We start from the raw sequence: 23,743 nt of genomic DNA, 5'->3' as shown, positions 1-23,743 counted from the left end.
TCAACGAGCGGTAAACCCTTGGCTGGCAGGATCGCAGATTGAATTCCGCTTGCTTGGCGGAGCGAGGGACCTTTGTCGCGCAGCATCGGGCTTGCCCATATCATCCGTCATGATGACGGCACCTCCAGCGGTGTCTGGGGCATCTATACGCTGCAGAGCGCCTTCCAGCCGATCTTCGCCTTCAACGAAGGCAAGCTTTCGGCCGTCGCCTTCGAGGGGCTGATCCGGCCGTTCCGCGACGGCGAGCCGCAGTCGCCGATGAGCTTCTTCGGCACCTGCCCGGCGGGCGACCGGCTGCATATCGAGGGGCTGACAAGGACGCTGCATCTGCTCAACGCCGGCGCTTGTCTGCCGCAAGAGGCTTCCATCTTCATAAATTTCGATCCGTCGGTGTTCACCGACCGCTCGATTGCCGACATGGCGCTGCGCGACATGCGCCTGGTGCTGCATGAAGCCGGCATCGATCCGCGCCGAATCGTTTGCGAGGTCACCGAGCAGAAATCGGCCTCGCAGGAGACGCTCTACAGCTTCGTCGAAGCGCTGAGATCCAACGGCTTCCGCATCGCCGTCGACGATTACGGCGCCGACGATTCCGACATCAACCGCATCAAAGAATTGAAACCGGACATCGTCAAGTTCGACGCCCACTGGATCACGCAGCTCATGGAGTCCGGGGCCGGCTTCGCGCTGCTGACCGCGATGGTGACGAGTTTCGAAAGCCAGGGCATCCGCACGGTTTTCGAGGGCATCGAGGAAGGCTGGCAGCTCGAGCTTGCCGAAAAATCCGGAGCCTCGATGGTGCAAGGCTACGTGCTCGCCAGGCCGGAAATCGCCTCGACCAGTTTTCGCGCCTTCGGCAGGAGCATGGAGATGCCTGCGGCTGAGGAGCGCAAGGCCACAGCCGCCACCGGTCCCGCCCCGGTGCCGTCGGCGCGGCCGGTCAAGGCGTTTGGGCGCAAGGTGAAACCATGAATACCCGGCCCGACAGGCGGCGCCCCGAAAGGCGGCGAAATATCGCCGAGGCGATCTTCGCCGACGAGATCGGCCTCCAGTTCGGCGTCTACGGCGAGTTCCGGCTGTGGAGCGCCTATCAGCCGATCTTCGCGCCGCAGGGCAGGATGCTGAAACCTGTCGCCGTCGAAGCGCTGATCGAGCCGCGCCGCGTCGCAAACCCCGTCGCGCCGCAGGTTTTCTTCGACAGCGTTGCGGCATCGGACCGGCTGTTCGTCGAGACGATGTGCCGGATGCTGCATCTCGGCAACTACCGCAACATCGGCATCGACGGGCTTGCGCTGTTCTTCAACTACGATCCGCTGATCAACGATCATCTCGGGCGGGCGCTGGCCGAGATCCGCCTTATGACCCGGCATCTCGGCGATTTCGGCCTCGATCCGGCCATGCTGGTCTGCGAGATCACCGAACAGGCGGCCGACGATCAGGTGCTCGCCAGCCTCGTGCGTGAGATGAGACGTGACGGCATCCGCATCGCCGTCGACGATTTCGGCACCGGGCATTCGACCGAAGAGCGGATCGGCCTGCTGTCGCCCGATATCGTCAAGATCGACGGCGGCTGGTTCGCCGAGTTCTGCCGCCATGCCGCCGCCGAACGCTTCTTCCGGCCGCTGGTCTCGATGCTGCATGACCGCGGCGCCAAGGTGCTGGTCGAAGGAATCGAGCAGGCCACGCATTTGCGCGTCGCACTCGACGGCGGCGTCGACCTCCTGCAAGGATACCGTCTTGCCCGCCCGGCGCTCGCCGGCACGATCTTCAACGAAGAGCCGCTGTCGATCGATGCGCTGCTTGAGCTGGACAATAAGGTCGTGCCTTTGCATCAACGCCGCTGATGCTTTCTGTTAAAAACAAATCACTGGATGAGATCGGCACCGGCGCGCTAGAGCCTTCCCGGTCTACGCGCGCATGAGGACCCATGATACTTTACGACATGATCGACAGCGGCAATTGCTACAAGCCGCGTCTGTTGATGGCAAAGCTCGGCATTCCCTTCACCCGCATCGAGGTGAGCTCGCATGCCGGCGAGACGCGCAAGCCTGACTTTGTCGCCAAGAATCCGAACGCGATGGTGCCGCTGCTCGAGCTCGACGACGGCCGGCGCATCGCCGAATCCAACGCTATCCTGCTCTATCTCGCCGAGGGCACGCGCTTCCTGCCCACCGACAAATACGAGCGGGCGCTGGCCTATCAGTGGCTGTTCTTCGAACAGTACAGCCACGAGCCCTATATCGCGGTGCGCAAGGCGCTGCTCACCTTTCCCGAGCGTGCCAAGGATGCCACGCCGGAACGGCTCGCACAGACGCTGGAACGCGGCAACAAGGCGCTCGGCGTGATGAACAAGCACCTGGAGCAGAACGTCTTCTTCGCCGGCAGCACCTACAGCGTCGCCGACATCGCGCTTTATGCCTACACCCACACCGCCGGGAAGGGCGGCTTCCAGCTCGACGCCTATCCGGCCGTGGTGGAGTGGCTGAAGCGGGTGGAAGCGGATAAGGGGCACGTGCCGCTGGAGTGGCAGCCCTAGCTCTGCTCCACGCCGTCGCCGCTTAGGTTACGGCTGCGATCATGTCACGATCGTTGCAGGCTACTTGAAAAGCCGATCATATTCGGAGTGGGTGCCGACCACATCGTCTTGATCACGGATCGCGACGGCCCGGTAGTTGCGGTCAACTCGCGCCGACCAGTAACGTCCAACCTGTGCTTAAAGTGCACCGATGAATGAAAGGGATCAGCACGCAGTTTGGCAAAGCTGCTGTCCGCCTTCATCCTGATTGCTTCGCGTAATTTGCTGTAAGCCTCCCAGAAAGAAGGGACGGCAAAATGATTCACAGCGGCCGGGTCCGGCCTGCGCGATGGTCGGTCAGAGCCTGCTCTGCAAGCTTGTCCAGCCGACCCGCTTTTGCGTCGGCTTCGATTTGTTTATCCCACAAATCCGCTTGAAGCTCCTCGAACCAGGCGGCAAACGCCTTCAGTTCTTCAGGGCTCAGTTCGGCGACGGATTTTTCGATCTGTTCGAGCTTGGTCATCAATAACTGGTACCACAATTGGGTTAAAAGTACCAAAAGTGGGCCACAGTGGAACCATAGGCCCAGGCAGTGGCCCGCTGCTCCAGGCAACAAAAAAGGCGGGACAATGCCCGCCTTCCTATGCCGGTAGCCTGACCGGGAGCATTGGGGGCCGGGCCGGCAGCAATCTGCTGCTTCGGCTTGTCGGGTCCTTCCGCTCCGGCACGCTTATCGCGCGACCGTCAGTACATCCGTGACTTGCCGCGCGCCCCAGGCTCTCGCCCAGTGCGCGTCGCTAACTAGCCGCATTTGTGCAACGCCAGGCGATTACGCCTTGGCTGCAAAATGCTAGCGCCAAATCAGGCTGCCTTGCTCAGAGATCCAGCAGCGGACTTGCCGGTGCGGCGGTCCTGCTCGATCTCGAAGTTGATCTTCTGGCCTTCAACGAGGGTGGTCATGCCAGCGCGCTCGACGGCGGAGATGTGGACGAAAACGTCCGCGCCGCCGTTGTCGGGCTGGATGAAGCCGTAGCCCTTGGTGGCGTTGAACCACTTGACCGTACCAGTTGCCATGTAAAATGCCCTTCACATTTGCTTCGTTTGACCGGACCAAAAGCCCGGCCGGTGGCATCGAAATTTTGGAGATAGACGTCAGCAAACGCGAAGATCGCGAGGCCCGATCGATCGGCCAAATTCAATCACGCCGATATAGGGTGGTTTGCGGAAGAAAACAAGATGGCACGGCGGGAAGGCGCCGGGGCCGCCAAACGGCCGCCCCAATCGCATGGAAGCTTCGAGGCCAGGCGCACGTTGTGGGGGAGACGGCACGCGCGCCGTCGCGGTTTTGGCGCGTCGCGGTTTTGGCGCCGTCGCGGTTTGGGAGAGGACCATGAAGAGAATTCTGCTTGCCGCCTGCCTGACGCTTGTGGCCGCCGAGGCGCAGGCCGTCTCGCGCTACGACCCGACGCGCATGAGCTGTGGCAGGGTGCAGGCAACGATCGCCAGCCAGGGCGCGGTCATCCTGCGCTATCAGTCGACACGCGTGCCGGGACTGCCGCTCTATGACCGCTATGTGCGCGACGAGCGTTTTTGCGACATGGGTGAGGTGAGGGCGCGGGCCTATGTGCCGAGCGCCGACACCAGGTCCTGCCCGGTCTTCATCTGCAAGCGGCCAGAGTTCGATCGGCATTTTCGACGTCGCCTCTTCCCGCACCGCTAGAGTCGCCATCGGCCTCGTTTCGTGGCGGTCTTCTCGCAACCGATTCAGGCCGCGTGCTTGGAACCAATAACCGGCGAGACTGTTCAGCTATGACTTTGATATTGACGTGCCCCGCCAGCTGGGTAAGCGGCGACCTTTAGGAGTTCTCATCATGAAAATTTCGTCCGGATTTCGTTCGGTCGCGGTTGCGGTTATTGCCGCCGCGGGAGTCAGCCTTGCCAGCGCCGCGCATGCCGACAGCGGCTCGATCCGCTTCGCCGTCTACAAGGCGGCCTTTTTTATCGGTGGTGCCGGAGGCGAGGGCACGCTGACCTTCCATGGTCGCCGCTATCCCATCTCGGTCGGCGGCATCTCGGGCGGCCTCGCCTTCGGTGCCTCCAAGACCTATTTCCAAGGCACCGTGCGCCACATACGCCGCGCCCGGGATGTGACGGGGGTATACGGCGCGGCGGGCGGTGGCGGCGCGCTCGGCAGAGGGGCCCAGGTCATCGTGATGACCAATGACAAGGGCGCCCAACTCCAACTCACAGGCAGGCAGGTAGGCCTGCAAGTCAACGCCGATCTCAGCGGCATGAGCATCGCGCTGAGGTAAGGGCCGTCACTCCCTTGGAATTGCTCTGAGACTTGGCCTTAGTCAGAACGCGAATGAAGCCTGCGCGTCCGGCGGCGGGCCGACGCGCACGCCTTCCATGGCCAGCATCCTCTCCTTGGTGGCCGAGCCGCCGGGCGCCGAGAAGCCGCCGATCTTGCCGCCCGCGGCAAGGATGCGGTGGCAGGGGATGACCAGCGGTACCGGGTTGGCGCCGAGCGCCGCACCCGTTTCGCGGGCAAGCCCGGCATGGCCGGCGCGCTTGGCCAACTCGCCATAGGTGGTGGTCTCGCCGAAGCCGAGCTTGCGCGCTTCGTCATAGATGGCGAGACGGAAATCGTCGACGCCATCGAGGTCGACCGGCACGCCGGAGAAATCGACATCCTCTCCGGCCGCATAAGCCTTGATCGACGCGATCAATTCGACCACCCATTGCGGCTGCTCGGTGGAGCTCGAGACGCCAGCATGGCGAAACAGCCTGCGCTCGACGGCCTCGCGGCTGCGCTCGGGCAGGCAGAGCCGGATCAGGCCCTTTTCGCTCCAGGCAATGCCCATGAAGCCGATCACTGTTTCTAACACTGCGTGGCCGGCCGTGATCGGTGATGCGGTTTTCATGGTGCTCTCCTTTCCGCAAACTGCGAAAAATGGGTACATCTCCAGTACAGATAGGGAACAATATCGCAGCTTGCTCCGAGCCTCGCCACCCGAAAACCGCCTGGTGGCCCTGATTGCCCACGAGGAATCGCTGGTGTAAGGACTCCTTAACAACCGACAACCGGACCTGCAGGGCTTGGCAGCGAAAATCATTCTCACCGCGATCGGCGTGATCGTTGCTGCCGCCGGCCTCAGCGGCTGTACCTCGACCTCGCAGATGAAGGCCACGCCGGCGCTTGCGGCGGCTTCGACGCCGGCCGTCGAGGACGACACACCGACGGTCGCACTGCCCGAAACGGTGGCCGTGCTGCCAGAATCTTCCGGCCTGGTTCCCGTGCAAACTGCTGCGTTGACGGGCGATGCCGCCACGCCAGCCGCCGGAGCTCCGGTGCAGCCCGGCGCGGCACTGCCCCCACCCGCGCAGCCCGGCGCGCAATTGCCTCCGCCGGCACAGCCTGTCGCGTTTGCGGGATCCACACCCCTCGCCGGCAAGTTCCCGCCACCGCCGGTGCTGATGGCCGGCGCCTCGCCGACCGGCCCCGGTTCGCTCAAGGTGGCTGCCGCCTACGCCAGAGCCGGTGTTGCCATGCCCGTCACCGGCCAGTCGGCGAAGGTCGCTCCCATGCCCGGCGTCCAGCAGGCCGCCTATGTGGTGCCGCAGAACCCGGCGCTGCTTGCTCAGCCGGACCAGCCCGAGCAGCACGCAAGCGGCCCGCGTGCCGAGATCGAGCGCCTGATCGAGAAATATTCGGCGATCTATGAGGTGCCGGTCGATCTGGTGCGCCATGTCGTCAACCGCGAGAGCACCTTCAACCCGAAAGCCTACAATCACGGCCATTGGGGACTGATGCAGATCAAGCACGCGACGGCGCGCGGCATGGGCTATTATGGGCCGGCGAGCGGCCTGTTCGACGCCGAGACCAATCTCAAATACGCGGTCAAATATCTGCGCGGCGCCTGGCTGGTCTCCGGCGGCAACGCCAAGCGCGCCGACGTGCTTTACCAAACCGGTTATTACTACGACGCCAAACGCAAGGGCCTGCTAGAGCAAACGGGCCTCGGCGTCGACCGCGCCCGCCTGCAGCCAGGCGCCTGAGCGCTAGCGGCTGACGCACGTCCCATCCGTTTGGGGCAGTTGCATGCATGAGAATAAAAGCCGCGGGCCAGCCGCCCCGAACGACATCCGCCTTCGCAAGATTCTGGACGAGGGGCTAACCGCGCCGCTTTGGCCGGAAGGCTTCATCATGCGGCCGTTCGAGCATAGGGATGCGCACGCCCTGCACGCGCTTCTGGAAGAGGCGCTCGACGACGGCGCCGAAGGTCCGTTCGAGGACTGGTGGCAGCGCATCTCCGGCGATGCCGAGTTCGATCCCGACCTCTGCTTCCTGGTCATCGACGCCAAGGGCCTGCTGGCAGCCGCGGCACTCTGCTGGACCTCAGCCTTCGTCAAGGACCTCGCCGTCCATCCGGGCTCCAGAAGGCAGGGCATCGGCGAAGCGCTGATGCGGCATGCCTTCCTGACCTTCCGGGACAGGGGTGCTGCCCATGTCGACCTCAAGACCGACACGGTGAAGAACGCTCCGGCCTTCAGGCTTTACGAACGGCTCGGCATGATCCCGGTCGCCTGGGAAGGCTAAAGCATGTCTCCCGAAAGTGGGAACCGGTTTCGGGATAAAGACATGCGTAAAATCAAAAACCTAAAGCGCATGGAGCGAATCTGAAAGATCGCGACGTGCTTTAGTGCTTCTCAGTATCCGTCCGCGGTAACCGAATGCGCGGCGGCATTGTGAACCGCTTCACACAGGCTGACGTTAGGACATGCTAATGCGTCGTGGTGCCGGGCGGCCGATCGGCGGATCGACGCTGGCAAGGCGTCGGAGAGGGCTGTGCCGGCATGCGTCAGCCACTCCAAGGCGGGCTCCGGGGCGGCGGGTTTCGGAGCCCGCCCGCTTTCGTTTGAAATCCGCCCACCCATCCAGCCAGATTGCACCGCGGCTCGGTCAGCGACCGATACTCCGCTGATTCATGCCGAATGGCTCATGTTGGAACCCAAAGCGGGGCTCCGCATTCAAGTGCTGGGTGGGCATCTGCAGGCTGTCGGCGCGCCGTCGGTAGCTCCAAAGGGAGGTCCACCGCCATGAAGCTTCTTCACGCATTTCTTGCGTTTGCAGTGGGCGCCATGATGACGGTCGCGCCGGCCCGCGCGGTCGACCTGTCGATCGTGTCGGGCGACACCGGCAACGGCATCAAGGTGCTCCGCGAGATACTCGACCGCTACGAGAAGCAGAGCGGCAACAAGGTCAGCATCGTCCAGATGCCGCCGTCGACGACCGACCAGTTCGGCCAGTACAAGCTGTGGCTCGCGGCCGGAAACACCGACATCGACGTCTACCAGACCGACGTTATCTGGGCGCCGCAGCTCGCCGCGCAACTCGTCGACCTGACCGAGGCGACCAAGGATGTCGTGGGCGCGCATTTCCCGTCGATCATCCAGTCGCAGACCGTCAACGGCAAGCTGGTGGCGCTGCCGATCTTCACCGACGCGCCGGCGCTCTACTACCGCAAGGACCTCCTCGACAAATACGGCGCCAAGGTGCCGACCACCTGGAAGGAACTGGCCGACACCGCCAAGCTCGTCATGGACAAGGAGCGGGCCACCGGCAACAAGGATATCTGGGGCTTCGTCTTCCAGGGCAACGCTTACGAGGGCCTGACCTGCGACGCGCTCGAATGGGTGATGTCGAATGGCGGCGGTGAGATCATCGAGCCGGACGGCACGATCTCGATCAACAATCCGAAAGCCGCGGCCGCGCTCGACATGGTCAAGGGATGGATCGGCACCATCTCGCCGCCGGGCGTGCTCGCCTACCAGGAAGAGGAATCGCGCGGCGTCTGGCAGACCGGCAACGCCGTCTTCATGCGCAACTGGCCCTATGCCTATGCGCTGGGCAATGGCGCGGACGCGCCGATCAAGGGCAAGTTCGACGTGGCGCCGCTGCCGGCAGGCTCGGGCGAAGGCGCGCGGCCGGTCGCGACGCTCGGCGGCTGGAACCTCGCGGTCTCCAAATATTCGAAGCATCAGGACGCGGCGATCGAGCTGGTCAAGTTCATCGCCTCGCCCGAGATGCAGAAATACCGGACGCTGAGGACATCCAACCTGCCGACCATCCAGGCGCTCTATGACGATGCCGACATCGCCAAGGAGCAGCCGATCATCCCGCGCTGGAAAGAAGTCTTCCTCAATGCGGCGCCGCGCCCCTCGGCGACGGTCAAGATCAAGTACAACGAGGCGTCGAGCCAGTTCTGGACCGCCGTGCACAAGACCTTGTCCGGTGAAGGCAGCGCCGCCGACAACCTCGGCGATCTCGAAGTGACGCTGACCAAGCTGAAGGGCAGCGCCTGGTGAGCGCAGCGCCGGCAGGGGCCGGCTCAACCGCCAGTGCCGGCAGAGCGGGCGCAGGCGAGTCTTCCGCGGCAAAAGCGGGATCGATGTCCGGGACGGCCAGGCGCCCACGCTCGCGGCTGATGCGCCAGCGCGTGCGCTCGGCCTTGCTGTTTCTCACGCCGATGCTTCTGGTGCTTGCCGCCGTTGCCGGCTGGCCGCTCATCCGCACCGTCTATTTCAGCTTCACCGACGCCTCGCTTTCCGACCTCGACGCCCGCCAATGGGTGGGCTTTGCCAACTATTTCTCTATGCTCAGCATGCCGAGCGGCCGAACGATCTATGACGGGCTGCTCGTCGATCCGGTGTGGTGGCGGGCCGTGTGGAACACGGTGCTCTTCACCGCGGCCTCGGTGACCTGCGAGACGATCCTCGGCATGATCGTGGCGCTCGTGCTCAACGCCGAGTTCCCCGGCCGCGGCATCGTCAGGGCGGCGATCCTCATTCCCTGGGCGATCCCGACCATTGTCTCGGCCAAGATGTGGCAATGGATGCTCAACGACCAGTTCGGCATCATCAACGTCGTGCTGCTCAACCTCGGTCTGATCAGCAGTAAGATCGCCTGGACCGCCAGCGCCGACACGGCGATGGTCGCGGTGCTGATCGTCGACATCTGGAAGACGACGCCGTTCATGACGCTGCTGATCCTTGCCGCGCTGCAGATGCTGCCGCGCGAGATCATCGAGGTGGCAAAACTCGACGGCGCCAGTCCGTGGCAGGTCTTCTGGTGGGTGACCTTGCCGCTCATCCGCCCGGCGGTGATGGTGGCCGTCATCTTCCGCGCGCTCGACGCGCTGCGCATCTTCGACCTGATCTATGTGCTGACGCCCAACAATGTGCACACCAAGTCGATGTCGGTGTTTGCGCGCGAAAACCTGTTCGAGTTCGACAAGTTCGCCTATGGGTCGGCCGCCTCGACGCTGCTGTTCCTCATCCTCGCGCTGCTTACCATTTCCTACATCCGCATCGCGCGGATAAGCCTGGAAGGAGGCCGCTGACATGTGGATCGCCAGGCGCGCGGCCTTCTACCTGCTGGTGGGGGGAATCGTCTTCGTCGCCGTCTTCCCGTTCTATTACGCCATCGTCACCAGCCTGAAATCGGGAACCGAGCTCTTCGAGGCGAGCCTGTGGCCGAAGTCGCTCAGCCTTGCCAATTACACCAACGTGCTGACCCAAGGCACCTTCGTGCGCAACCTCGTGAACTCGCTGGTCGTCTCGGGCGCGGTCGTGCTGATCTCGCTGCTGCTCGGCGTCACCGCCGCCTATTCGCTGGCGCGCATCCGCTTCCGCGGCCGCTCGGCGCTGATGCTCGGCATCCTGTCGGTTTCGATGTTCCCGCAGGTGGCGGTGCTGGCCGGCCTGTTCGAGATGATCCGCTGGGCCGGCCTCTACAATTCGCTCCTGGCGCTGATCTTTTCCTACATGATCTTCACTCTGCCGTTCACCGTCTGGGTGCTCACCACCTTCGTTCGCGACCTGCCGGTCGAGATCGAGGAAGCGGCGATCCTCGATGGCGCGACGCCCTGGATCATCATCACCCGCGTCTTCCTGCCGCTGATGTGGCCGGCATTGGCGACGACGGGGCTGCTCGCCTTCATCGGCGCCTGGAACGAGTTCCTCTTTGCGTTGACCTTCACCTCCAACGATGCGCAGCGCACCGTGCCGGTGGCGATCGCGCTGCTTTCCGGTTCCTCGCAGTTCGAGATCCCCTGGGGCAACATCATGGCGGCGTCGGTGATCGTCACAGTGCCGCTGGTGGTGCTGGTGCTGATCTTCCAGCGCAAGATCGTCTCCGGCCTCACCGCGGGCGGCGTCAAGGGCTAAGCAATTCCAGGAAAAGTGTGAGCGGTTTTCCGTCCGGAATTGCGTCAAAACAAGGAGATGGAGCGTTTCGCCGTTTCCGTGAAACGGTGAAACGCTCTAAGCGCAACCCGCAAGCCCATTCCGCGTTTGGGTATCCGAGGGGCTGATTGGAGACATCAGATGAGAACGCTTCTGCCCCTGGCCGCAGTCGCCCTGCTTGCCGGCGCGCCGGCCGCTTTTGCCCAGTCGAACGATACCAGCCCGGACGCGGTCGGCCCCATGGTGACCGAGGACAAGGTCGACACGCAGACCTTCGTCGCCACCGTGCCCAACGCCAACGAATTCGAGATCCAGTCGAGCAAGCTGGCGCAGGAGAAATCGTCGTCCGCCGACGTCAAGGCCTTCGCCGCCAAGATGATTGCCGACCACACCAAGATCGGCGAGGATTTCAAGGCGGCGCTGAGCCAGGGCCAGACCACCTCGTCGATCAAGCCCTCCGATGCCGCGCTGCAGCCCAGGGAGCAGCAGATGCTCGGCGAATTGAAGAGCGCGAGCGGCAAGGACTTCGACCAGAAATACATCAAGATGCAGACCGACGCGCACAAAGACGCTGTCGCGCTGTTCAGCACCTATGCGAAATCGGGCGACGACCCGGCGGTCAAGGAATTCGCCAAGAAGGAGCTGCCGGTGCTGAAGATGCACGAGAAGCATGCGAAGGATCTGGCGGTGGCGCATCAGGGGTGAGGCAGTCCTTACCTTCTCCCCTTGTGGGAGAAGGTGGATCGGCGCGCAGCGCCGAGACGGATGAGGGGTGTTGGAAGAAATGAGGCGGCGGGGATTGCGTAGCTTTTCTGCGCTGATGAAACTTGTTGTGAGTGGCCTATCGCCAAGCTGGAACACCCCTCATCCGACCGAGCTTCGCTCGGCCACCTTCTCCCACAAGGGGAGAAGGGGGAGCGCGCATTCGCAATGCCGGCATAGAACTAACGGGAGGAAGCCATGCCCAAGATCGACCTATCCGCCGTGCCCGTCCGCAAAGGCTCCGGCTACCCTCCACCCTTCGACCAGCCCTGCGCCGAACGCACCCGCCGCCGCCTCGGCGATGCCGGCGGCCTGAAGGATTTCGGCGTCAACCTGATGACCTTGCCGCCCGGCGGCTGGTCGAGCCAGCGCCACTGGCACAGCCACGAGGACGAGTTCGTCTATGTGCTTGAGGGGGAACTGACGCTGGTCGAGGACGGCGGCGAAACGCTGCTCAGGGCCGGCGACTGCGCGACCTTCGCCAAGAACAGCGGCAACGGCCACCACATGATCAACCGCTCGTCAGTGACGGCGCGCTACCTGGAAGTCGGCTCGCGCAACCCGGACGATGTCATCACCTGCTCCGACATCGACATGATGAGCCCGAGTTCGGATGGACGGTTTTTGCACAAGGGTGGGATGCCGTATCCGGGGCAGGGGTGAGATAAGCTCCCCCTTCTCCCCTTGTGGGAGAAGGTGTCGCCGAAGGCGACGGATGAGGGGTGCTGGACGGAATGAGACGTTGAGTTTCTTCCAACACCCCTCATCCGTCTCGGCGCTGCGCGCCGATCCACCTTCTCCCACAACAAGGGGAGAACGTAAGGCGCCTCACCCAAAATACTCCTGCAGCGGCCGAACCTCCAAATTCCCCGCCCGCAGCGCCGCAATTGCCTCGGCCACTGCCGCAGCACCAGACAGCGTTGTGTAATACGGCACCTTCTGCATCAGCGTGGCGCGGCGGAGCGATTTCGAGTCCGACACCGCCTTTTGGCCGTCGGTGGTGTTGAAGACGATCTGGACCTGGCGGTTGCGGATGGCGTCCTCGATGTGGGGGCGGCCTTCGAGCACCTTGTTGATCTTTTCCGCCACCACGCCGTTCTCGGCGAGGAAGCGGGCGGTGCCGGAGGTGGCGAGTACCTTGAAACCCTGGCCGGCGAGGCGCTTCACGGCGGGCAGGATGCCCTTCTTGTCCTCGTCGCGCACCGAGACGAACAGCGTGCCGGAGCGCGGCAGGTCGACATTGGCGCCGAGCTGGCTCTTGGCGAAGGCTAAAGCGAAATCGCGGTCGAGGCCCATCACCTCGCCGGTCGAGCGCATTTCCGGCCCGAGCAGGATGTCGACGCCGGGGAAGCGGGCGAAGGGGAAGACGGCTTCCTTGACGGCGATGTGCCCCGGACTGCGCGGATCGGGCATCGCGCCGTAATGGGCGAAGGCGTTCTCCAGCGTCTCGCCGGCCATGATGCGGGCCGCGATTTTTGCGATCGGCCGCCCGATGGTCTTGGCGACGAAGGGCACGGTGCGTGAGGCGCGCGGGTTCACTTCCAGCACATAGACCGTGCCGTCCTTGATCGCGTATTGCACGTTCATCAGGCCGCCGACATTGAGCGCGCGGGCAAGCGCGGCAGTCTGGCGCTCCAGCTCGTCGACGATATCGGGGTGCAGCGAATGCACCGGCAGCGAGCAGGCGCTATCGCCCGAATGGATGCCGGCCTCCTCGATATGCTCCAGGATGCCGGAGACGAACGTCTCCTTGCCGTCGCACAGGCAGTCGACATCGACCTCGGTGGCGCCGGTGAGATAGGTGTCGAACAAGAGCGGGTTCTTGCCGAGCAGCGTGTTGATCTGGCCGGTCTTGTCGGCGGGGTATTTCTGCTTGATGTCCTCCGGCACCAGGCCGGGCACGGTGTCGAGCAGGTAGGTCTGCAGCATGCCTTCGTTGTAGATGATCTGCATGGCGCGGCCGCCGAGCACGTAGGACGGGCGCACCACCAGGGGGAAGCCGAGCTCGGCGGCGACGAGGCGCGCCTGCTCGACCGAATAGGCGATGCCGTTCTTCGGCTGGGTGAGGCCGAGCTTGTGCAAGAGCTTCTGGAAGCGGTCGCGGTCTTCCGCGAGGTCGATCATGTCGGGTGAGGTGCCGAGGATCGGGATGCCGGCCTTCTCCAGCGCATCCGCGAGCTTCAGCGGCGTCTGGCCGCCGAACTGGACGATGACGCCGACCAACTCGCCGGACGCCTGCTCGGCGCGCAGGATCTCCAGCACGTCCTCCGGCGTCAGCGGATCGAAATAGAGGCGGTCGGAGGTGTCGTAGTCGGTCGAGACGGTCTCCGGGTTGCAGTTGACCATGATCGCCTCGAAGCCGGCGTCGCGCAGCGCGAAGGCCGCGTGGCAGCAGCAATAGTCGAACTCGATGCCCTGGCCGATGCGGTTCGGGCCGCCGCCGAGGATGACGACCTTCTTGCGTGACGACACCCGCGCCTCGTTGGCGAGCGCTCCGGCGAAGGGCGTCTCATAGGTCGAGTACATATAGGCGGTCGGCGAGGCGAACTCGGCCGCGCAGGTATCGATGCGCTTGTAGACCGGATGAACGTCGAGCTTTTCTCTGACCTTCTGGACCGCTTCCGCGTCGGTCTTCGTCAGCGACGCGAGGCGGGCGTCGGAAAAACCCATCGCCTTCAGCATGCGCAGATTGGCGGCGTCCTCCGGCAGGCCATGCTCGCGGATGCGCTCTTCCATCGAGATGATGCCGGCGATCTGTTCCAAGAACCACGGGTCGATCTTGCACATGGTGTGCACGTCTTCGAGCGAGGTGCCCATGCGGATAGCCTGCGCCACCATGCGCAGCCGGTCGGGCGTCGGCGTGCCGAGCGCGGCACGGATGGCGTTGCGGTCGTCGACGTGATTGGCGGCGGTAGGCCCGTGGCCGATGTCGGGAATCTCGATCTCGTCGAGGCCCGTCAGGCCGGTTTCCAGTCCGCGCAGCGCCTTCTGCAGCGACTCCTGGAAGGTGCGGCCGATGGCCATCACTTCGCCCACCGACTTCATGGCGGTGGTCAGCATCGGCTCGGCGCCTGGGAATTTTTCGAAGGCAAAACGCGGGATCTTCGTCACGACATAGTCGATCGTCGGCTCGAACGAAGCCGGGGTCGCGCCGCCGGTGATGTCGTTCTCCAGCTCGTCCAGCGTGTAGCCGATGGCGAGTTTCGCCGCGACCTTGGCGATCGGGAAGCCCGTGGCCTTGGAGGCGAGCGCGGAGGAGCGCGAGACGCGCGGGTTCATCTCGATCACCACCAGGCGGCCGTCGGCCGGATTGACGGCGAACTGCACGTTGGAGCCGCCGGTCTCGACGCCGATCTCGCGCAGCACCGCGATCGAGGCGTTACGCATCATCTGATATTCTTTGTCGGTGAGCGTCAGCGCAGGGGCGACGGTGATGGAATCGCCGGTGTGCACGCCCATCGGGTCGACGTTCTCAATCGAGCAGATGATGATGCAGTTGTCCGCCTTGTCGCGGACGACCTCCATCTCATACTCCTTCCAGCCGAGCACGCTCTCCTCGATCAGCACCTCGGTGGTGGGCGAGGCGTCGAGGCCCGACTGGACGATATCGTAGAACTCGGCGCGGTTGTAGGCGATGCCGCCGCCCGTGCCGCCCATAGTGAAGGAGGGGCGGATGATGGCCGGCAGGCCGACATGGTCGAGCGCCTCCGCGGCGATCGCCATGGCGTGGCTGATGTAGCGCTGCTTGCGGTCGCCCTCGCCGAGGTTCCAGCGTGTCTCCAGCGCATCGAGCGCCGCATTGAGGTTTTCGGGGTTCTCGGCCTTCAGCGCGGCGCGCTCGGCCTCGTGCGTCTTGCGGTCGGCGTTCTTGACGTCGGTGGCGTTGGCCAGCATCGAGCGCGGCGTCTCCAGGCCGATCTTGCTCATCGCCTGGCGAAACAGCGCGCGGTCCTCGGCCTTGTCGATGGCATGCGCGTCGGCACCGATCATCTCGACATTGTAACGGTCGAGCACGCCCATGCGGCGCAGCGACAGCGCCGTGTTGAGCGCGGTCTGGCCGCCCATGGTGGGCAAGAGCGCATCCGGCCGCTCCTTGGCGATAATCTTGGCCACCACTTCGGGCGTGATCGGCTCGATATAGGTGGCGTCGGCCAGCTCCGGATCGGTCATGATGGTGGCCGGATTGGAGTTGACCAGGATGACGCGAAAGCCCTCTTCCTTCAGCGCCTTGCAGGCCTGGGTGCCGGAATAGTCGAACTCGCATGCCTGGCCGATAACGATGGGGCCGGCCCCGATGATCAGGATCGACTGGATGTCGGTGCGTCTTGGCATGTCTTTTGAGTTCCGTTCGGCGAGCGGCTTGCACGAAAAACCGGGCGCGGGAGGACCCGGCCGGTTGTGCTTGCGATTCTGGTATCAGGCTAGGAGGGCCTTATAGGGAAGAGTTTTGGCGGATGTAACCCCGAAAATGCGAGGTAAGGGAGTAAGGGAGTAAGCTTCGAGCGCGCCGGGAAACCTACTGCCGTATTCCCCTACTCCCTTACTCCCCTATTGCTTGTCGCCCAGCGCAAGCTGATCCGTAATCTCGAAGCGCTCCGAGACGCCGATGCGGATCATGTTCAAGCTGCCCTCGCGGGTGAAGCGGAACTCGTCGGATGAGTCCGAGCCGGCGGGCTTGCCATCGCGGAAGGTGATGACGCGTGTGCCGCCGTCCGGCCAGGTCACCGTCACGACGCTGTCGCCGCCTTCATGCGCGACGCTGATGTCGCAACGGGTCATCGGCTGGCCGACATGGCGGGCGCAGGGGATGCCGCCGGCGGCATCGGGGGCAGGGGTGACGGATTGAGCGTTTGCCGAGGCCGCGAAGGCGAGGCCATAGGCATCCTGCATGGCGATCGCGCTGATATCGGCCGCGGATGGCGGATCGGCCGGCTGACCGCTGCCCAGGCGCGCGGCGATGTCCGGCGGCAGCTCTTCGGAGGTCTGAGGCGCAACCGCCGCCTCGGCCGCCGGGACGGCGGCATCCTCGGGCGCCGGCGCCGGGTTGTTTGGACTGAGGTAGCGGGCGGGCGCCCATCCGGTGATATGCGCGTCCTGCGTATCCTCGACCTTGCACCAGGGATAGTTGTTGACGACCTTGCAGCCGTAATTCTTGACGGCCGCGCCGTTCGGCAGGCGCGCCGCGATCTTTCCGCCTGGCGAAGCGGTGGCGCGGATGTTGAGGAGATCGTCCGGCGCAAGGCCGCCGATAATCGAAATGATCGTGCCCGGCGCTTCCTCGGCCAAGGCCGGCAAGGCGGCCAGCAGCAAAGGAGCGGCGATCAGCAATGTCGATCGGAGCGTGACTTTGCGCTTCATCCCTCGGCCATGGGCAATGCACTGCAATTTTCAGGCGCGGCCAGAATCAGCGCGCCCACTTCAAGCCACGGCGTTTGTATGGGAGGTTGCCGTCGCATGTCATCTCCAAAATGGACGCTTCAGCCTGGCTATGCTTGCCTTGGCAGGGCGCATGCCTTGGCGATTGGCCGAAATGCCCATTCCGTCGTCATCCTCGGGCGGAGCGGGAAGCGAAGCGTACCGCGTAGACCCGTGGATCCATGCCGTGACTTCAGAGCGCTGCTGCGATGCAGAATTCTGCTCCGCTTGCACCCGTCGATCAAGGTAACGGCATGGATCCCAGGGTCTCCGCGACGGAGCTTCGCTCCTGCTTCGCCCTGGGATGACGAGGTTGAGAGGCTAACCCTTAATGAAACCGGTGCGCAGCGCGTGCGCCCATTCCGGCCGGCCCGCTTGTTCGGCCTGCTTTGCGGCGGCTTCATGGTCGTAGTCCACGGCGATCGCCTCGAAGCGGTCGGGGCGGTAAGCCGCATCCAACTCGACGATGCCATAGCGCGCGTGCGGGGTGCCTTGCTCCGAGACATGCGCCGGAGGCGTGTCATCCTCATAGGCAGGGCAGCCGACGCTGCCGGGGTTGAAGATGACCGGCCCGCCCGGAATGCGGATGAGCTCGCTTCGATGGCTGTGGCCGCACAACGCTAGGCGGCAGGCCGGGTCGAGCGACTTCAGCCGGCGCCGGATGGCGCCGAGCGGCGCGCGCACCAGCTGGCCGTCGACGATCGCATCGGCGAGGTACTTTTCGTCGTGATCTGGCCGGGCATGGAAAGCGACGACGCCGGGCGCGATCTCCAGAGTCAAAGGCAGAGCGAACAGCGCCCCGAGTTGGACGGCAGTCAGCCGCTCCTGCGCATAGCGATCGGATGGCCACATTTCCTCGTCGGCCGGATCCTGGGCGACGCGCCGGTCATGGTTGCCCCGCACCGTCGGCAAGCCGAGCGCCTCCAGCCGCTCAATCGTCTCGCGCGGGCAGAGCGGGCCGGAGACGCAATCGCCGAGATTGACGATGAGGTCGGCGCCGCCGCGCCGCTCGAGATCGTGGAGCACGGCATCCAGGGCCAGCACGTTGCCATGAATGTCGGCGAGGACGGCAATGCGCATCAGGCGTCGATTTCGGTGTCGGCGGAGCCGACCATGGGCAGCGCCTTGTCCTCGCCGGCGGCCGCGATCACGCTGTCGAGCAGGCCGGGGAAGCGCTTGTCGAGGTCGTCGCGGCGCAGCGTGATCAGCCGGCTAGTGCCGACCGCCTCAGTGCGGGTCACGCCTGCCTCACGCAGCTTGGCGAGGTGGTAGCTGAGGTTGGTCTTGGAGGCGAGGTCGAGGAATTTGCCGCAGTTCATCGGCACGCCTTCCTTGCTGGCCAGATAGCGCACGATGGCGAGCCTGGTCGGGTCGCCGAGCACGGCAAGCACGATCGGCAGGTTGATCTGGTCAGCGGTTGGATGGGGCAAGGTCATGGCCGAGAATTAAGCACAAACTGAACCAACTTCAACGCGTCTCCTCCACTCGCGGGTTACGCGGCTTCTTCGTTTCCATTCTTCATTGCGGCCCGTCCTGACACAGGGCTGTCAGGAGGGTTCAGATATTTTGCCCAGGCTCCGTTGACATCATGCTCCGTTATGTCCAATTGTTCAATAACTTTTGAACTAAGGACCTCCCCATGGACAAGCGGATCTTCTGGCTTGCGCTCGGATCGTTTGCGATCTCGACCGAGGGCTTCGTCATCTCAAGCCTCCTTCCCGATATCGCCGCGGATGCCGGCATCTCGGTGCCGCTCGCCGGCTCGCTGATCACCGCCTTCGCGCTCGCTTATGCGATCGGCGCGCCGATCCTGGCGACGCTGACCGGCGAATGGGACCGGCGGCGCGTCATCCTGTGGACGCTGGTCTTCTTCGTGATCGGCAATCTGGTCGCGGCGGTGAGCTCGTCCTTCGAACTGCTGCTGATCGCGCGCATCGTCATGGCGCTTTCGTCCGGCCTGTTCGCGGCAACCGCCCAAGGCACCGCCGTGGCGCTGGTCGACGACCATCACCGGGCCCGCGCCATTGCCGTCGTCGTCGGCGGCACCACGGTGGCGGTTGCGGTCGGCGCGCCGCTCGGCGCCCTGGTCGCGGCCATTACCGGCTGGCGCGGCACATTCTTCGCCATTGCTGGGCTCGGCGCGCTTGCCGGCGCGATCTTGTGGTGGCGCCTGCCGCGCGGCATTATCGGCACGAGGCTGCCGCTCAGGGCGCGGCTGGCGGCTTCGGTCCGTCCCGGCGTGATGCCGATTCTGGTGACCACAGTGCTCGCCCTGGTCGGCGCCTTCACCGTCTTTGCCTTCATCGCGCCTCTCGCCATCGAGGGTGGCGGTCTCAGCCCGCTTGCACTGCCCGGCATGCTGCTTGCCTTCGGCATCGGTGCCGTCATTGGCAACATCGCCGGCGGCCAGGCCGCCGACCGTTTCGGCGCGTCGCGCACCGTCTGCTGGTCGCTGGCGCTCTCCGCGGCGATGCTCGTCACCTTCTCGCTGATCCCGACCTTCCTGCCGCATTCGATCGCCGGGCCGGCGCTGATGGGCATGATGGTGCCGTGGGGCATCGTCGGCTGGGCCTTCCCGCCGGCGCAGGCGAGCCGCATCCTCCGAATAGCGCCCGATGCCGCCCCGATCGTGCTCTCGCTCAATGCCTCGGCGCTCTATTTCGGCGTCGCGCTCGGCGCCGTGGTCGGCGGCGCTGTGCTGCGCTTCGGCGCGCCGGCCGATCTCGGCCTGATCGCGGCGGTATTCCCGATCGTGGGGCTGGGTGTGGTTCTCGCCGGCCGCGCGTTTGCTCGCCCGGTCGCCATGCCGGCGGAGTAGACAGCCGCAGACCTGAACGACGGCCGCTTCTTCAGCTGGAAGGAGCGGCCCCCGCTATTTCCAAATCCAGATCAGCCACCGCGTCCAGCGCCGCGCGCAGATGCGCGGCCTGCTCCGCGCCGACCTTATCCTCGAATTGCCGCTGGGCGGCGCTCCACAGCTTGATCGCCTCGTCGAGCTTGGCCTGGCCTTGCGGCGTCAGCCGTATGCGCTTGATACGGCGGTCGTCCTTGTCGGCAAAAGTCTCGACATAACCGTCGCGGATCAGCGGTTTCAGCGTGTGGCCGAGCGCCGACAGATCCATGATCAGCGCGTCGGCGATGGCGCCCATCGCCGGCTCGCCGCCGACATGGATCTGAAAGAGCAGGCCAAACTGCGTTCCCTTCAGCCCTGAAGGCGCCAGCGCGTCATCGTAGAAGCGGCCGAGCCTGCGCGCGGCGCGCCGCAAGGTGGCGTTGTTGCAACGGCTGAATCCCGGCTGCTGAGCTTCGGTCATATTCACTCCTTGCCGGCGAAAACGCGCGCCAGCCTGCGACAGAAATAGTTTTCGCAGCCTCCGTTGACAAGATAGTGGCATATACCTACTTCCGAAAGATGGCATATGCCACTAATTGGAAATTGGACATAAGCTTGGTGGCCGACGTGTCGACGCCGAACAGGACGAAAAGGAACAGGACAATGAGCACGAACGAAAACAAGGGCACGGCCGTGATCACCGGCGCTTCCTCGGGCATTGGCGCGGTCTATGCCGACCGGCTGGCCAGTCAGGGCTACGATCTGGTGCTGGTGGCACGGCGCGCCGACCGGCTGCAGGAGGTGGCGGACCGGCTGGCTTACGCCTATGGCCGCAAGGTCGAGACGATTGTCGCCGATCTTTCCGTGGATGCCGACCTGCGCCGGGTCGAGCAGGCGATCAGCGCGGACGAGAGCGTGACGCTGCTGGTCAACAATGCCGGCATGGGCGGCCTCGAGACAGTGGCGACAGCCGACGCCGATGCGGCCGAGCGCATGATCAAGGTCAATGTCGTCGCCTTGACGCGTCTGACCCGGGTGGTGCTGCCGGGTCTGCTTGCGCGCAACCGCGGCGCCATCATCAACATCGCCTCGGTCGTCGCCTACGGCATCGCCGTCGGCGGCATCTACAGCGGCACCAAGGCCTATGTCGTCAACTTCACCGAAGCGCTGCAGAAGGAGGTCGCTGGCACCAAGGTGAGGGCGCAGGTCGTGCTGCCCGGGCCGATCCGCACCGAATTCTGGGACGCCTCCGGAATCAGCCTCGACAGGATCAATCAGGATTGGGTGATGAGCGCCGACGATCTGGTTGATGCGGCACTTGCCGGGTTCGCCCAGGGCGAGACCGTCACCGCTCCGGGGCTGGCCGATCCAGCCGGGTTGGATACCTATCTCGGCGCGAGGGACCGCTTCTACGGCAGCCTGTTCGCCGGCAAGCCGGCGGCGCGCTACGCCGTATAGTCTTTTCAGGCTGGCCGCCACATCTGCAGGATCGAGGCGGCCAGCAGCATGCCAAGCACGATGTTGAGCGTGCGCCATTGCCGCTCTGTTTTGAGCAGGCGGGCAAGCAGTGTGCCGGCTACGCACCAGAGCGACAGCGAGAAAGCGGCGGCAAGGCCGAACACGGCGCCCAACAGAAGCGCGAGCCGCAAGGGGCCGTCTGCGAGCGCTGCGAACGAGGCGGCCGCGCCCAACCCCATCGCCCAGCCCTTGGGGTTCATCCACTGGATGCCGGCGCCGCCGAAGAAGCTGTTTGGTTTGGCCATGGTCACGTCGAGGTTGGGCGGGCCGCTGCGGCCGATCTTCACCGCCAGCCAGATCAGATAGAGCGAGCCTGCGATCTTCATGGCGAGCTGCAGGGACGGGACGGCGGCCAGCAGTCCGGCGAGGCCCGCCGCGCCTGCCGCCGCCACCGAGGCCAGTCCGGCGGCGCTGCCAGCCATCAGCGGCACCGAGCGGCGAAAGCCGAACTGCGCGCCGGAAGCCGTCGACAGCGTCGTGGCGATGCCCGGCGTCGAGGTGGAGATCAGCGCGAACAGGATAAGAGGGATGATGGTCTCGGACATGCGGGCTTCCCAATCGAGGAGCCGGCATGATTAGGCGCCTCACGACATCAGTAAATGCAATGTTTGATATGGTTTGCATTAGAGATTATAATGCCAACCATGATCCGCGACCTCGACACGACTCTCGTCCGCACCTTTGTAACGACGGCCGACAAGGCCAGCATGACGGCGGCCGCCAACGTGCTTCATCTGACGCAAGGTGCCGTCAGCCAGCAGATCAAGCGGCTTGAGGAGCTTATGGAGCAAAGTCTGTTCGAGCGCGACCGCCGCGGGTTGAGATTGACACGATCCGGCGAGCGGCTGCTCGACAAGGCCAGGCGACTGCTGCAGCTCAACGACGAGATCCTCACCGAGATCAAGGGCAGGGTGGTTGCCGGACAGGTGCGGATCGGCGTGCCTTACGATCTCGTCGGTACGCTGCTCGCGCCGGTGCTTAAAGCTTACGCCGAGGCCTATCCGCAGGTGGAGATATCATTGGTCTGCACCTCCTCGCCCGAACTCTCGGCGGCCCTGGCGGCGGGCACCATCGACCTTGCCGTCATCGAGGAACGCGTCGGCAGGTCCGCCGGCGAATGTCTTCTCGTCGACCGACTGGTCTGGGTCGGCGCCAGAGGCGGCTCGGCACGCCTGAAGCGGCCGCTGCCGGTCTCGATCGTTGCCGACACCTGCGCCTTCCGGCCGGCCGTGTTGGCCGCACTCGGGGAGCATGGACTCGACTGGCGGACGGTGTTCGAGAACGGCAACATCGATGCCACGACCGCGACGGTGCGCTCGGACCTTGCTGTCACCACCTGGCTTGCCTCGACGGTGCCGGCCGATCTCGACATCCTGTCTGATGCCGGCCTTCCGGCCCTGCCGAATTTCTCCGTCAACCTGCATCTGCCCAAACACGCCACCGTGCCAGCCGCGCAGGCGTTCGCGGCTCATATCCGCGAGGGTCTGGCGCGCTACCGCCAGGCAGCGTGAGGTAGGAATCTCGCTGGAGCACCCCTCATCCGTCTCGGCGCTGCGCGCCGATCCACCTTCTCCCACAAGGGGAGAAGCCAAGATCGTGCCGGCGTTCTAGCCAATCGTCGACGCTGGACATTTGCTGAGCCGTACGTGCCAAGCTCTCCCTTCTCCCCTTGTGGGAGAAGGTGGCCGAGCGAAGCTCGGTCAGATGAGGGGTGCTCCAGCTTGGTGAATGCCTTGGAACGCTACTTCCAGTTCTTGCGCCGCTCGAGTTCAGCCTCGGAAGGCTCCTGCTGAGCAAACGAACCTGTGCGGACCTCGCCGGCTCGCTCGTAAGTCGCCATGATGACGCCGGTGCTGGACGTCTGCGACTTGATGAGCTTGAAGGCGGCGGGCATCGCGTCGTCGCCGAACAGCCGCTTGCCCTTGCCCAGCAACAGCGGGAAGATCATCAGCCGGATCTCATCGATCAGGCCGTTGGCGAGCAGGGTCTGGATCAGATTGCCCGATCCCTGGATGAGCAGGTCAGGTCCGTCTTCCTGCTTGAGCTGCCTGAGCCTCGCAACGACATCTGGCCCAAGCGACTGGGTGTTCTGCCAGGTCAGGGAATCCGGGCGGTGGGTCGCCACATATTTGGTGGCAGGGTTGAAGACATCTGCGATCGGATCTTTCTGATACGGCCAGTAGGCGGCGAAGATGTCATAGGTTCTGCGGCCGAGCAGCAGGGCGAAGGGCTTGGAGAACATTTCATCCATTGCCGCACCCGCCACCTCGTCAAAGTAATGGAACGTCCAGCCACCGAATTGAAAGCCGCCGACCGGATCCTCCTCCGGCCCGCCGGGCGCCTGCATAACGCCATCGAGGCTGACGAATGTGGCGGCGATGATCTTTCGCATCTGTCTCTCCCTTTTTCTCGATCCGCGCCGTCACGGGCGGATTTCAGCCCAAGGACGAACG

The 23,743-nt window shown here is 64.4% G+C and carries 25 protein-coding genes; 15 read left to right on the top strand and 10 right to left on the bottom strand.

Annotation, left to right across the window (positions count from 1 at the left end; genetic code table 11):
- Positions 1 to 72 precede the first annotated feature (72 nt).
- The 3 genes from RFN28_RS17445 to RFN28_RS17435 all read left to right on the top strand — a co-directional run bounded on the left by RFN28_RS17445 (position 73) and on the right by RFN28_RS17435 (position 2,536).
- On the top strand, positions 73 to 972 hold the full coding sequence (locus RFN28_RS17445) for an EAL domain-containing protein (RefSeq protein ID WP_320288538.1): 900 nt from the start codon (positions 73 to 75) through the stop codon (positions 970 to 972).
- Positions 969 to 1,844 carry an EAL domain-containing protein gene (locus tag RFN28_RS17440; RefSeq protein WP_320288537.1) on the top strand — a complete coding sequence of 292 codons (876 nt, stop codon included), beginning with the start codon at positions 969 to 971 and terminating at the stop codon, positions 1,842 to 1,844. Before RFN28_RS17445 ends, RFN28_RS17440 begins: the two co-directional genes overlap by 4 nt.
- A gap of 83 nt (positions 1,845 to 1,927) precedes the next feature.
- Positions 1,928 to 2,536, top strand: a complete 609-nt coding sequence (locus RFN28_RS17435; protein ID WP_320288536.1) for a glutathione S-transferase family protein — start codon at positions 1,928 to 1,930, stop codon at positions 2,534 to 2,536.
- Positions 2,537 to 2,837: 301 nt separating this feature from the next.
- Here RFN28_RS17435 and RFN28_RS17430 read toward each other — a convergent pair whose 3' ends face one another.
- Both RFN28_RS17430 and RFN28_RS17425 read right to left on the bottom strand, forming a co-directional pair.
- Entirely contained in the window at positions 2,838 to 3,038 is a 201-nt protein-coding gene (locus RFN28_RS17430) for a hypothetical protein (RefSeq protein WP_320288535.1), read from the bottom strand.
- A 338-nt stretch (positions 3,039 to 3,376) separates the two neighbouring features.
- Entirely contained in the window at positions 3,377 to 3,589 is a 213-nt protein-coding gene (locus RFN28_RS17425) for a cold-shock protein (protein WP_040970890.1), read from the bottom strand.
- A 316-nt stretch (positions 3,590 to 3,905) separates the two neighbouring features.
- Between RFN28_RS17425 and RFN28_RS17420 the strand changes: the two genes are divergently transcribed.
- Positions 3,906 to 4,235: a hypothetical protein gene (locus tag RFN28_RS17420; protein ID WP_320288534.1), complete on the top strand. Its 330-nt coding sequence runs from the start codon at positions 3,906 to 3,908 to the stop codon at positions 4,233 to 4,235.
- Positions 4,236 to 4,386: 151 nt separating this feature from the next.
- A complete protein-coding gene (locus tag RFN28_RS17415) occupies positions 4,387 to 4,827 on the top strand; it encodes a lipid-binding SYLF domain-containing protein (RefSeq protein WP_320288533.1) in 441 nt (146 codons plus the stop codon).
- Positions 4,828 to 4,869: 42 nt separating this feature from the next.
- Here RFN28_RS17415 and RFN28_RS17410 read toward each other — a convergent pair whose 3' ends face one another.
- Positions 4,870 to 5,439 (bottom strand): methylated-DNA--[protein]-cysteine S-methyltransferase, encoded by a 570-nt coding sequence (locus RFN28_RS17410; RefSeq protein WP_320288532.1) that lies wholly within the window; start codon positions 5,437 to 5,439, stop codon positions 4,870 to 4,872.
- Positions 5,440 to 5,614: 175 nt separating this feature from the next.
- On the opposite strand from RFN28_RS17410, the gene RFN28_RS17405 reads away from it, so the two are divergent.
- The 7 genes from RFN28_RS17405 (at position 5,615) to RFN28_RS17375 (ending at position 12,187) form a co-directional block, all read left to right on the top strand.
- Positions 5,615 to 6,574 carry a transglycosylase SLT domain-containing protein gene (locus RFN28_RS17405; protein WP_320288530.1) on the top strand — a complete coding sequence of 320 codons (960 nt, stop codon included), beginning with the start codon at positions 5,615 to 5,617 and terminating at the stop codon, positions 6,572 to 6,574.
- Between the two features lie 43 nt (positions 6,575 to 6,617).
- Positions 6,618 to 7,115, top strand: coding sequence for a GNAT family N-acetyltransferase (locus RFN28_RS17400; protein ID WP_320288529.1), 498 nt, complete (start codon positions 6,618 to 6,620; stop codon positions 7,113 to 7,115).
- Between the two features lie 500 nt (positions 7,116 to 7,615).
- Entirely contained in the window at positions 7,616 to 8,884 is a 1,269-nt protein-coding gene (locus tag RFN28_RS17395; RefSeq protein WP_320288528.1) for an ABC transporter substrate-binding protein, read from the top strand.
- Positions 8,885 to 8,967: 83 nt separating this feature from the next.
- Positions 8,968 to 9,918, top strand: a complete 951-nt coding sequence (locus RFN28_RS17390; protein ID WP_320288527.1) for a carbohydrate ABC transporter permease — start codon at positions 8,968 to 8,970, stop codon at positions 9,916 to 9,918.
- Between the two features lies 1 nt (position 9,919).
- Entirely contained in the window at positions 9,920 to 10,744 is an 825-nt protein-coding gene (locus tag RFN28_RS17385) for a carbohydrate ABC transporter permease (protein ID WP_320288526.1), read from the top strand.
- 159 nt (positions 10,745 to 10,903) lie between these two features.
- A complete protein-coding gene (locus tag RFN28_RS17380; protein ID WP_320288525.1) occupies positions 10,904 to 11,467 on the top strand; it encodes a DUF4142 domain-containing protein in 564 nt (187 codons plus the stop codon).
- Between the two features lie 255 nt (positions 11,468 to 11,722).
- Positions 11,723 to 12,187, top strand: coding sequence for a cupin domain-containing protein (locus RFN28_RS17375; protein ID WP_320288524.1), 465 nt, complete (start codon positions 11,723 to 11,725; stop codon positions 12,185 to 12,187).
- 165 nt (positions 12,188 to 12,352) lie between these two features.
- On the opposite strand, the gene carB is transcribed toward RFN28_RS17375, so the two are convergent.
- The 4 genes from carB to RFN28_RS17355 form a co-directional block, all read right to left on the bottom strand.
- Positions 12,353 to 15,856: a carbamoyl-phosphate synthase large subunit gene (carB, locus tag RFN28_RS17370; RefSeq protein ID WP_320288523.1), complete on the bottom strand. Its 3,504-nt coding sequence runs from the start codon at positions 15,854 to 15,856 to the stop codon at positions 12,353 to 12,355.
- Positions 15,857 to 16,072: 216 nt separating this feature from the next.
- Positions 16,073 to 16,882: an SH3 domain-containing protein gene (locus RFN28_RS17365; RefSeq protein ID WP_320288522.1), complete on the bottom strand. Its 810-nt coding sequence runs from the start codon at positions 16,880 to 16,882 to the stop codon at positions 16,073 to 16,075.
- Between the two features lie 378 nt (positions 16,883 to 17,260).
- The gene (locus RFN28_RS17360) at positions 17,261 to 18,019 is read right to left on the bottom strand and encodes a metallophosphoesterase family protein (RefSeq protein WP_320288521.1); all 759 of its coding nucleotides are present in this window, start codon (positions 18,017 to 18,019) and stop codon (positions 17,261 to 17,263) included.
- The gene (locus RFN28_RS17355) at positions 18,019 to 18,375 is read right to left on the bottom strand and encodes an ArsR/SmtB family transcription factor (protein ID WP_320288520.1); all 357 of its coding nucleotides are present in this window, start codon (positions 18,373 to 18,375) and stop codon (positions 18,019 to 18,021) included. The genes RFN28_RS17360 and RFN28_RS17355 overlap by 1 nt, the downstream gene beginning before the upstream one ends.
- 203 nt (positions 18,376 to 18,578) lie before the next feature.
- Here RFN28_RS17355 and RFN28_RS17350 point away from each other — a divergent pair, with 203 nt between their 5' ends.
- On the top strand, positions 18,579 to 19,757 hold the full coding sequence (locus RFN28_RS17350) for an MFS transporter (RefSeq protein WP_320288519.1): 1,179 nt from the start codon (positions 18,579 to 18,581) through the stop codon (positions 19,755 to 19,757).
- A gap of 31 nt (positions 19,758 to 19,788) precedes the next feature.
- Here RFN28_RS17350 and RFN28_RS17345 read toward each other — a convergent pair whose 3' ends face one another.
- The gene (locus RFN28_RS17345) at positions 19,789 to 20,253 is read right to left on the bottom strand and encodes a MarR family winged helix-turn-helix transcriptional regulator (protein ID WP_320288518.1); all 465 of its coding nucleotides are present in this window, start codon (positions 20,251 to 20,253) and stop codon (positions 19,789 to 19,791) included.
- Positions 20,254 to 20,435: 182 nt separating this feature from the next.
- Between RFN28_RS17345 and RFN28_RS17340 the strand changes: the two genes are divergently transcribed.
- On the top strand, positions 20,436 to 21,230 hold the full coding sequence (locus RFN28_RS17340; RefSeq protein ID WP_320288517.1) for an SDR family NAD(P)-dependent oxidoreductase: 795 nt from the start codon (positions 20,436 to 20,438) through the stop codon (positions 21,228 to 21,230).
- A gap of 5 nt (positions 21,231 to 21,235) precedes the next feature.
- On the opposite strand, the gene RFN28_RS17335 is transcribed toward RFN28_RS17340, so the two are convergent.
- A complete protein-coding gene (locus RFN28_RS17335) occupies positions 21,236 to 21,835 on the bottom strand; it encodes a LysE family translocator (protein WP_320288516.1) in 600 nt (199 codons plus the stop codon).
- A gap of 99 nt (positions 21,836 to 21,934) precedes the next feature.
- Between RFN28_RS17335 and RFN28_RS17330 the strand changes: the two genes are divergently transcribed.
- Positions 21,935 to 22,801 (top strand): LysR family transcriptional regulator, encoded by an 867-nt coding sequence (locus RFN28_RS17330; RefSeq protein WP_320288556.1) that lies wholly within the window; start codon positions 21,935 to 21,937, stop codon positions 22,799 to 22,801.
- Between the two features lie 230 nt (positions 22,802 to 23,031).
- Here RFN28_RS17330 and RFN28_RS17325 read toward each other — a convergent pair whose 3' ends face one another.
- Positions 23,032 to 23,682, bottom strand: coding sequence for a dihydrofolate reductase family protein (locus RFN28_RS17325; RefSeq protein WP_320288515.1), 651 nt, complete (start codon positions 23,680 to 23,682; stop codon positions 23,032 to 23,034).
- Positions 23,683 to 23,743: the final 61 nt, after the last annotated feature.

This window comes from Mesorhizobium album, assembly GCF_033977205.1.
GTDB classification, from domain to species: Bacteria; Pseudomonadota; Alphaproteobacteria; order Rhizobiales; family Rhizobiaceae; genus Mesorhizobium; species Mesorhizobium album.
This window is presented reverse-complemented; position numbering and strand designations above follow the sequence as displayed.